Consider the following 9,505-nt stretch of genomic DNA (forward strand, 5'->3'; position numbering starts at 1 on the left):
TCGGTGCGGTAGACTGCTGTCTACTTCCCTACAGCCGGCTGGATCAATCCAGCCGGCTGCTTCTCTTACTCGTATCGGTGGTACTCGTAGTTGAGATTATTGTCGGCTTTGGGGATGCGAATCAACACTTGCCCCGTAAGGGACGGGTGACCATTTTTGATCGATCCTGGTATGGGCGGGTCCTGGTGGAACGGGTCGAGGAATTTTGCACCGAAGCCGACTGGATGCGGGCCTACAGTGAGATCAATGATTTCGAGGCGCAGATGGTCAGGCATCACCTCCTGGTGGTTAAATTCTGGCTGACCATTACCAAGGACGAGCAGCTAAAACGTTTCGAAGAAAGAGAACGGACCGGGTTCAAGCGCTTCAAGATCACCGAGGAAGACTGGCGCAACCGCGAGAAATGGGAGGAATATGAGAAAGCGGTGTGCGACATGGTGGATCGGACCAGCACCAAGCTCGCACCCTGGACCCTGGTGGAAGCCAACGACAAGTATTTTGCCCGCACCAAGGTGCTGAAAACTCTGTGCGAACAGATCGAAATCAAGCTGCAGCAGCTGCAGGAAGAAGGGATCGATTACCTGGATAAACCCCAAAAGCCGGGTTGATGGCCTGGCTGGGCGATCGGAGTATCGATCAGTATCTGTCCGAAAAAGCTGTGCGGAAGAAGCAGAAATACAGGGTCAGGTCTTGAGTTAACATTCTATTGATAATTCAAGACCTGACCCTTTTTCGTACTGATGTCCGTTTGCAATGTGTTGGCGACAGTGTTTCGGCAATCTAGGAAAGTCTGCAAGGTTCCGGGAATCTGACTTTTCTTAACGGTGCGATTGTTGGTATCGATATAGCCGAAACGGGCAGTCCACACGCCAACTTCATTGCCCGTAACCGTCCGATAAAAGTCTACTTTCTTCGAACGGTCGCGGGTAACAATGCTGAGGCACGGACAAACACTCTCAGGTCCAGGTGTTGATCATCACCGGCGTGGTCTTGTGGCCGTCACTGCTGGGTTGATCTAGCCGTGCAACGCTGAGCCAACGGTCTTGGCAGCCACCTCTCCCATGATTTCCGCCAGGGTGGGGTGGGCATGGATAGTCTGGGCCATATCCTGTGCCGTCAATCCCTTTGCAACGGCCAGGGTGGCTTCGGCAATCAGGTCGGTGGCATGGGCACCGATGAGATGGACTCCCAGAATCCGGCCGGTATCTTTCTCCACCACCATCTTTGCTTCTCCTGCGATCTCATCAATGGCATGGGCCTTGCCCAGCACCCGAAAATTAACGGAGGCCGTGTCAACGGCCAGACCGTTCTGCAAGGCCTCCTCTTCGCTCATCCCCACGGTACCGATTTCCGGCATGGTAAAAATGGCGCTGGGTACGGCGTTGTAGGCCAGGACAGCATCTTGTCCCATGGCATTGTCTGCTGCTACCTGTCCTTCATGGGACGCCACATGGGCCAGCATCACCCGGGATGGTCCCAGGATATCTCCGATGGCATAGACGTTTTCCGCCCCGGTTTCCATGCGGTCATTGACAGGAATCCATCCAGGCTCCCGGATTTTCAGGCCGATGGTTTCCAGTCCCAGATCAGATGAAAGCGGGGTCCTGCCGATGCACACCAACATAAGATCTGAAGAGAGGTTATCAGTTTTGGGATCTTTTGCTTTAGGATTATCGGTGAAGGGGCTTTTGCAAAGCGATATGCGGCACCCTTTGGCTGATGTGGCACAGGCTGTGACAACCGTGTCGCAGCACACCGTAACCTTTTGTTTTTTCATCTCCCGTAACAGCAACCTCGATACTGAAGCATCCACCGACGGCAGGGGGAGCACTCTTGACATGGCCTCCACCACCGTCACCTTTGTGCCCAGGGCGGAAAAAATACAGGCGAATTCACACCCGATCACCCCGCCCCCCACAATGGTCAGAGATTCAGGGATATGGTTGAGAGCCAGGATATCATTGGATGACAGAATTTTTTTGCCGTCAAAGGGAAAATCAGGCACGTTCATGGGTCTCGTGCCTGTGGCAATGATGAGTTTATCCCAGCGCAGGGAGGTGATGGTGCCATCGGCGGCTGTGACCTGAACTGTTCCTCTGCCGGTGATACGGCCGCACCCTTTTTCCACATGGACGTTTCTGCCTTGCAGCAGCCCGGCAATTCCCGTGCGCTGGGAATCAAGAATCTTTTCTTTTCTGGCCATGAGCCCGGCCATGTCCGGCAGCACAGCCCCATCCAGATGTATGCCGAAATCTTTTGCCTTGCGGCATTTATGGAGAATTTCAGCTGAATTTTTCATGATTTTGGAAGGGATACACCCCCAGTTCAGACAGGTGCCCCCCAGATGTTCCTTTTCAATAAGTGTAACATCCGCTCCCTGTGATGCGGCTCGCAGCGCTGCCACATAACCGCCCGGCCCTCCGCCCATAACAACGATTTTTCTGCTCATGGTATATCCCTTTGCTGTAACGCATTGTTTATGAATTTTTTTTGTTTATAAAGTATTTTAATTAATTTTTTAATAAAAACTTCTTTTTTCCACAATTTATTTTAATTTTATTGACATTTTTATTGTTCTGGCCTAGGTATGAAGTTGACCAGCCTGCTTATCAAGTTTATTTTGAAAAATTTTATGTTTTCATCATTTTTTCAGTGTAAAAAGAGGCAGAATGAAAATAGATAAAACCAATATTGATATCATAAGAGAACTCAGAGATGGGAAAAAGTCTCTTAAGAAAATAGCTGACAAGCTGCAGATCACGGAAAATACCGTCCGGTCCCGGGTCAACAAACTTCAGGAAGAAGGAGTTCTGGAAATCTGCGGCCTTGTGGACCCTGCCACCCTTCCCGACCACACGGTGGTCATTATCGGCATTAAACTGTCAGAGATGAACCTGGTGGAAAAAGGCGCTGAAATAAGCCGGCTCAAAGGGGTTATATCAGCAAACGTGGTCACGGGACGGTTTGACCTGATAATTCTGGTGCTGTTTAAAAAAGGGTTCGGTCTGTTGGAATTTTACACAGAAGAGATCTCGAAAGTTGAGGGGGTACGGTCGGTGGAAACATTTGTTGTGTACAAATCGTACAATCTCAAGGTTCCATATATTTTTTGAAGGCGAATAAAAACATGCCATTAAGAAAAAGGTTACTGAAATGAATACCGGTACAAAAACCACACCATTACACCAGTGGCACCTGGACGCCGGTGCCCACATGGCTGATTTCGGTGGGTATGACATGCCGTTGTGGTATGCGACCGGGGTTAAAAACGAACATCTGGCGGTGCTTACATCCGCAGGTATTTTTGATACCAGTCACATGGCCTGCATAACCGTGGACGGGAAAGACGCGTTTGCTCTTCTCAATTACTGCGTTACCCGGAACCTGGCACCTCTGGCTGAGGGCAGGTGCGTTTACGGTGCTTTTCTGGATGAAAAGGGCCATTGCCTGGATGATGCCCTTGTGTATAAATTTGCAGACACTGGGTTTATGGTCTGCGTGAACGCCGGCATGGGCGAATCCATTACAGCGCATCTGGTGGCTCACGCAAATCATAAAGACGTCAATATCGCCGATCTATCCGGCAAAATTGCCAAAATGGATATCCAGGGAGTCAATGCGGCCCGGATCCTGTCCTCACTGATTCAGTCACCGGAAAAAGTGTTTGACCATATGCCCTATTTTTCCTTTAAAGGTCATTTCGACTCCGGGCACCCGGGAGCCGGGGCGGTCAAGCTCAATGACGGTACGCCGGTGCTGTTGTCCAGATCCGGATATACCGGAGAGTTCGGGTTTGAAATTTTTCTTGCCCCCCATGCCATTGTGGACCTGTGGCAGGATGTCCTTACTACAGGAAAGGATCTTGGCCTCACTGCCTGCGGCCTGGGGGCCAGGGATTCTCTGCGTGCCGGGGCCTGCCTGCCCCTGTCCCACCAGGATATCGGCCATTATAAGTTTATCAACCATCCTTGGGACTTTTCCTTGCCTTATACGCCGGACAAGACCGGTTTCACTAAAACATTTCTGGGCTCGGATGCCCTGGTTCCTGAACCAGGAGATATGTTTGTGTTTCCGTTTGCAGGAAACAGCCTGCGGAAAGTGGCTGCCGGCGAAACGACCGGTGCGTATGACCACAACCAGGAACAGATCGGGCATGTGCTTACTTGTGTTACAGACATGGGTATCACCTGGCACGACGGCAGAATTGTCAGCATCGCCTCCCCAAATCTGTCTGACAACATAAAAATCAAAGGCATTGCCTGCGGCTTTGTCATGGTCTCAAGACAGCTGCAGCCAGGCACCCAGCTCACTCTCAAAGAAGGCAAGCGAACCATCGACGTGTCCATTGTTCAGGACATCCGTCCGGACAGGACCGCAAGAAAAAAACTGAGTTATTTTATTTAAATCAAAGGAAGGCTGTTATGAAAAAAATCAATGATCTCAATTTGCCTGAGCATGTCAAATACACCAAAGACCATGAATGGGCAAAATTTGAAGAAGAGGTAGTCACCATCGGCATCACGGACTATGCCCAGGACCAGCTGGGAGAGATCGTCTTTGTGGAAATGCCGGAAGTCGTGGATACGTTTTCTGCTCAAGATGAATTCGGAACTGTAGAATCGGTTAAAGCGGTCTCTGCGTTGTATATGCCCATTTCCGGCGAAGTGGTGGCCGTCAATGACAATCTGGAAGATGCTCCTGAATTGGTCAATGAGGATTGTTATCAGGGCGGCTGGATTATTAAAATCAAACCCGCCGACAGTGCAGAAATGGATGCATTGATGGACAAAGCAGCTTACCTGGAAATGTTAAAAGGATGAGACGTATGCGTTATCTGCCCCACACACAGAAAGATATTAAAGAAATGCTGGCTGTCACTGGCCGCACCTCTCTCGATGATCAGTTTGACACTATACCGGATGCGGTAAAATCAAAAACCGCCTTGAATCTGCCTGACCCTTTGAGTGAGTGGGACCTCAATGACCACATGGAAAAACTGGCGTCAGACAATATTGCGTGCCAAGGCTATACCTGTTTTATCGGCGCGGGCAGTTATGATCATTATATTCCTGCCATCATCCCCTATCTGATTTCACGGTCGGAATTTGCCACTGCCTATACCCCGTATCAACCTGAAGTGAGCCAGGGGACCCTGCAGGGCATTTATGAGTTCCAGACCATGGTGACTGATCTTCTGGGTATGGACATTGCCACGGCCTCCCATTATGACTGCGGCACTGCTCTGGCTGAATGTGCCCTTATCGCGCTGCGCAAAAACAAAAAAGCCGACAAAATCGCTGTCTCAGATCTGGTGCACCCCAGCCACAGGCAGATCATCGACACGTATATCAAACCTGCCGGATTTTCGATGGTCACCATCGGTCATACCAAAGAGGGCCTCACAGATATCAGTGCATTGGAAGCCATGGAGGGGATTGCCGGGGTGGCTGTGCAGTCCCCCAATTTTTTCGGACATATTGAAGATCTGGCCGCATTTAAAAAGGTGGCCGAATCCAAGAAAATTCTCTTCATCACCTCCTTTACCGAAGCATTGGCCTGGGGGCTTTTGAAATCCCCTGGATCTTTCGGAGCCGATCTTGTGGCTGGAGAAGGCCAGAGCCTGGGGATCCCCAAAACATTCGGTGGCCCCGGTCTGGGTCTTCTGGCCGGCTCCACAAAACTGATGCGGGATCTGCCCGGCCGCCTGGTGGGACGGACAAAAGATAGCAACGGCAAGGATGGGTATGTGTTGACCCTGTCCACCAGGGAACAGCATATCAGAAGAGAAAAAGCCTCCTCCAACATCTGCTCCAACAACGGTCTCAACGCCATGACCGCTGCCATGTACCTGTCCACGGTCGGCAAAATCGGCATCCGGGAAATCGCCCAGCTCAACCATGACAAAGCCGTGTATCTGCAATCTGTGCTGACCTCTGCCGGATTTGAGCCGATCTTTGCTCAGCCCTTTTTCAATGAATTTGTTATGAAAGCCCCCAAACATTTCAAAGAGAAGCGGATCGAGCTGATCAACCGGTACTGTCTGTTTGCCGGACTGGATCTGGAACCTTTTTACCCCCAACTCACAGACCATTATCTGTTTTGCGCCACGGAAAAAGTGTCCAGAGAGCAGATGGACCAACTGGCAAAGGAGGTGGCACAATGATCAGGCAACCAGGAACCAGCGGATTGATTTTCAATGAACCTACTGTATGGGACAAGAGCAGAGACGGTCGGTGTGCCCTATCTCTCCCCAGGGCAGATGTGGATAGAGTGCCCTTGAATCCAGCTTTGACCGGTGATGCCCCGAATCTGCCCCAATTGTCCGAATTGGATGTGGTTCGCCACTATACCCGATTGTCCCAATGGAATTTTGGGGTGGATTCCGGTATGTATCCTTTGGGGTCCTGCACCATGAAATACAATCCCAAAACCAATGAAATTCAGGCATCCCGCCAGGGATTTGCCGGGGCTCACCCTTTGGCAGGTGAAGCATTTTCCCAGGGGGCATTGCGGCTCATGTATGAGCTGGAACAATTCCTGGCGGAAATCACCGGATTTGCCGGGGTGACCCTGCAGCCTGCAGCCGGGGCCCATGGGGAGCTGGCCGGCATGCTCATCATCCATGCCTATCATGCCAAGCAGGGCAGGCAGAGGTCTAAGATCATTATCCCGGATACAGCCCACGGCACCAATCCTGCTGCCGCCACCTTGTGCGGATACAAAAGCGTCAATCTCAAATCCGGCCCCAAAGGGATTCTGGAGCCGGAGGCTGTGGCAGCGGTCATGGATGAGGACACCGCCGGCATCATGATCACCAACCCCAACACCTTAGGGCTTTTTGAAGAACACATCAGAGAGATCTGCGCCATTGTCCATGGCAAAGGTGGTCTTGTGTACGGGGACGGGGCCAACATGAATGCCATCATGGGGGTTGTGAAACCAGGTCATTCCGGTATTGATGTGCTCCATCTCAATCTGCACAAGACCTTTTCTACCCCGCACGGCGGTGGAGGACCGGGATCCGGACCAGTTGCCGTGACAAAAGATCTGATAGCGTTTCTGCCCATACCCAGGGTGGAAAAACAGCTGGATACCTTCAGGTTCGTCACTGACTGCCCGGACACTATCGGCCGGATGCATACCTTTTACGGTCATTTTGGTGTCATGATCAAGGCTTATGCCTATATTCTGTCCATGGGTCCTCAAGGGCTTCTGGATGCCTCCCGGCTGGCTGTGCTCAATGCCAATTATATTAAAGAGTGCCTCAAAGACACCTTGAACCTGCCTTATGATCGACCCTGCATGCATGAATGTGTGTTCAATGATGCACGACAAAAAAACTACCACATCACCACCAAGGATATAACCAAACGGCTGCTGGATTACGGATTTCATCCACCTACCGTGTATTTTCCCCTGGTGGTGGAAGGTGCCTTTATGGTGGAACCCACGGAAACCGAATCCAAAGAGGACATTGACCAGTTCATCAATGCTGTCAAGGCCATTGTCAAGGAAGCGGAATCAACCCCTGAAAAATTGACTCAGGCACCAACGTTGCCCAAGGTGACCCGGCTCGATGAAGTTACTGCCGCCCGAAAGCCATGCCTGAGAGGATAAGATCCGCAGTGCGTACTTGTGTGTTTCAAGACCTGCAGGTCCTGGAATACCGGCGCGCCCTGGACCTGCAGGTTGAAGCGCGCAATGCCAAAATACAGGATCGTTCCCTGCCGGATCAGCTGTTTTTTGTCCAGCATCCCCCGGTGTTCACTTTTGGTAAACGGGGCGGAAAGGAAAACCTGGTGAAATCGGAATTTTTTCTGGAACAGCAGGGTATTGATATGGTGCAGACAGACAGAGGTGGCAATATCACCTACCATGGACCGGGCCAGGCCGTGCTGTATCCGGTGGTGGATCTCGAGCGCGCCTGCATCGGGGTGGCGGATTTCGTGTATGGGCTTGAGGAAATCATGGGCAGAACAGCAGAGGATTTCGGGGTGGCCATCAACCGGGATCCGCGCAACCGCGGCATGTGGAAGGGATCCAGGAAAATCGGGTCTGTGGGCTTGTCCATCAAACGTCGCATCAGCATCCATGGACTGGCTTTGAATGTATCTTTGGATCTGACTCCGTTTTCATGGATCAATCCCTGTGGTCTTTCCCGGGCGGCCATGACATCTTTGCAACAGGAATTGCAGATATCGCAGAAAAGAGATCTCTCTGTTTCCATGGATGCAGTAAAAGAAAAGTTTGTGACCTATTTTTGCCGTCTGTTTCATTTCCAACTGACCAGGGAAACAATCCATGCATAATCATACAGCCGGTCCCGGCAAACCTCCCTGGCTGAAAAAACGTCTGCCCAGGGGGGGAGACTATGCACACATCACCCGGCTGCTGGCCGGAGCAAAGTTGCATACGGTCTGCCAGGAAGCCAACTGCCCCAATATGTTTGAATGTTTTTCCCAAAACACTGCCACCTTTATGGTTTTAGGGGACCAGTGCACCCGGCATTGCCGGTTTTGCAATATCACAGCCCGCCCCCCTCTGGCCGTGGACCCGGGGGAACCTGCCAGGGTGGCCCGGGCCGTCCAGGAGCTGGGCTTGCATTACGTGGTGGTGACTTCTGTCACCAGAGATGATCTGCACGACGGCGGAGCCGCCCATTTTGCCGCCGTGATCCAGGCCCTCAAGAAAATGGGAAAAGCTAGCGGGCAGCCCATCCGGGTGGAAGTACTGATTCCTGATTTCCAAGGAGAGCGTACTGCCCTGAAAACCGTAGTGGATGCACAGCCCGATGTCATCAATCACAATATAGAAACCGTGGCAGACCTGTATCCCCGGGTTCGGCCCGAGGCGGTGTACCAGCGCTCTTTGGATCTGATCAGCAATGTCAAAAAAATCAATCCTGATATGCCGACCAAATCCGGCATCATGGTGGGGCTGGGGGAAACCCTATTCCAGCTGGAAAAAGCCATGCAGGACCTGCATGACCATGGCTGCGACCTGCTGACCATGGGCCAGTATCTACAGCCCACCAAAAATCACCTGCCGGTGGAAAAATATTATCCGCCGGCAGAATTTGCACAGTTGGAGCGGACTGCACGGAACATCGGTTTCACCAAACTGGCTGCCGGCCCGTTTGTGAGAAGTTCCTACCGGGCGGAAGAGTTGTTTCAGCAATCGGATATCCCTGCAGAAGCCAAATCCTGACGAGACCGGGAGATGTTCTACCCGGTGACCGGGTTGTTGTGACCGGAGTCCGGCCAGATGAGCTTTGTTTGCCGATACATCGCCGTTGGTAAGCAACCATGGCGTGGGTATGAGAGTACATATCGACAATTAGGTGCAGAGGGTAAGCTATTTCGGACAAAAACGCCATTAAATCCCCCCACAGCCTCCCCCATTCAACATGGAGGATCGAGGCATGAGACAACCAATCGATTGGGATCAGGTAGCGGAGTTGGCAGAGAAGATCAAGGAACAGGGGCTCAGTTATCGTGAGGGTGCG

8 protein-coding genes and 1 pseudogene are annotated in these 9,505 nt (G+C 51.7%); 8 read left to right on the top strand and 1 reads right to left on the bottom strand.

Annotated features, from left to right (window positions below):
* Positions 1–608: pseudogene (locus JWG43_RS16800) on the top strand (hypothetical protein); the annotation flags it as partial.
* Positions 609–1,015: 407 nt separating this feature from the next.
* On the opposite strand, the gene lpdA reads toward JWG43_RS16800, so the two are convergent.
* On the bottom strand, positions 1,016–2,449 hold the full coding sequence (lpdA, locus tag JWG43_RS16805; RefSeq protein WP_205244107.1) for a dihydrolipoyl dehydrogenase: 1,434 nt from the start codon (positions 2,447–2,449) through the stop codon (positions 1,016–1,018).
* A gap of 220 nt (positions 2,450–2,669) precedes the next feature.
* On the opposite strand from lpdA, the gene JWG43_RS16810 reads away from it, so the two are divergent.
* Genes JWG43_RS16810 through lipA form a run of 7 tightly spaced genes read left to right on the top strand, consistent with a single transcriptional unit; the run spans position 2,670 to position 9,207 of the window.
* Positions 2,670–3,113, top strand: a complete 444-nt coding sequence (locus JWG43_RS16810) for an Lrp/AsnC family transcriptional regulator (protein ID WP_205244108.1) — start codon at positions 2,670–2,672, stop codon at positions 3,111–3,113.
* Between the two features lie 40 nt (positions 3,114–3,153).
* A complete protein-coding gene (locus JWG43_RS16815; RefSeq protein ID WP_205244109.1) occupies positions 3,154–4,404 on the top strand; it encodes an aminomethyl transferase family protein in 1,251 nt (416 codons plus the stop codon).
* Between the two features lie 17 nt (positions 4,405–4,421).
* Complete coding sequence (gene gcvH, locus JWG43_RS16820; protein WP_205244110.1) at positions 4,422–4,820, top strand: glycine cleavage system protein GcvH; 399 nt, start codon at positions 4,422–4,424, stop codon at positions 4,818–4,820.
* A gap of 5 nt (positions 4,821–4,825) precedes the next feature.
* The gene (gcvPA, locus tag JWG43_RS16825) at positions 4,826–6,163 is read left to right on the top strand and encodes an aminomethyl-transferring glycine dehydrogenase subunit GcvPA (protein WP_205244111.1); all 1,338 of its coding nucleotides are present in this window, start codon (positions 4,826–4,828) and stop codon (positions 6,161–6,163) included.
* Positions 6,160–7,617 carry an aminomethyl-transferring glycine dehydrogenase subunit GcvPB gene (gene gcvPB, locus JWG43_RS16830; RefSeq protein ID WP_205244112.1) on the top strand — a complete coding sequence of 486 codons (1,458 nt, stop codon included), beginning with the start codon at positions 6,160–6,162 and terminating at the stop codon, positions 7,615–7,617. Before gcvPA ends, gcvPB begins: the two co-directional genes overlap by 4 nt.
* 8 nt (positions 7,618–7,625) lie before the next feature.
* Positions 7,626–8,309 carry a lipoyl(octanoyl) transferase LipB gene (gene lipB / locus JWG43_RS16835; RefSeq protein ID WP_338033280.1) on the top strand — a complete coding sequence of 228 codons (684 nt, stop codon included), beginning with the start codon at positions 7,626–7,628 and terminating at the stop codon, positions 8,307–8,309.
* Complete coding sequence (lipA, locus tag JWG43_RS16840) at positions 8,302–9,207, top strand: lipoyl synthase (protein WP_205244114.1); 906 nt, start codon at positions 8,302–8,304, stop codon at positions 9,205–9,207. Before lipB ends, lipA begins: the two co-directional genes overlap by 8 nt.
* Positions 9,208–9,505 lie beyond the last annotated feature (298 nt).

Source organism: Desulfobulbus alkaliphilus (genome assembly GCF_016918545.1).
GTDB classification, from domain to species: Bacteria; Desulfobacterota; Desulfobulbia; order Desulfobulbales; family Desulfobulbaceae; genus Desulfobulbus; species Desulfobulbus alkaliphilus.

Excerpts from the sequence above, each read along its gene's own strand:
- lpdA (WP_205244107.1), bottom strand. The coding sequence starts at position 2,449 with ATGAGCAGAAAAATCGTTGTTATGGGCGGAGGGCCGGGCGGTTATGTG.
- JWG43_RS16810 (WP_205244108.1), top strand. The coding sequence starts at position 2,670 with ATGAAAATAGATAAAACCAATATTGATATCATAAGAGAACTCAGAGAT.
- JWG43_RS16815 (WP_205244109.1), top strand. The coding sequence starts at position 3,154 with ATGAATACCGGTACAAAAACCACACCATTACACCAGTGGCACCTGGAC.
- gcvH (WP_205244110.1), top strand. The coding sequence starts at position 4,422 with ATGAAAAAAATCAATGATCTCAATTTGCCTGAGCATGTCAAATACACC.
- gcvPA (WP_205244111.1), top strand. The coding sequence starts at position 4,826 with ATGCGTTATCTGCCCCACACACAGAAAGATATTAAAGAAATGCTGGCT.
- gcvPB (WP_205244112.1), top strand. The coding sequence starts at position 6,160 with ATGATCAGGCAACCAGGAACCAGCGGATTGATTTTCAATGAACCTACT.
- lipA (WP_205244114.1), top strand. The coding sequence starts at position 8,302 with ATGCATAATCATACAGCCGGTCCCGGCAAACCTCCCTGGCTGAAAAAA.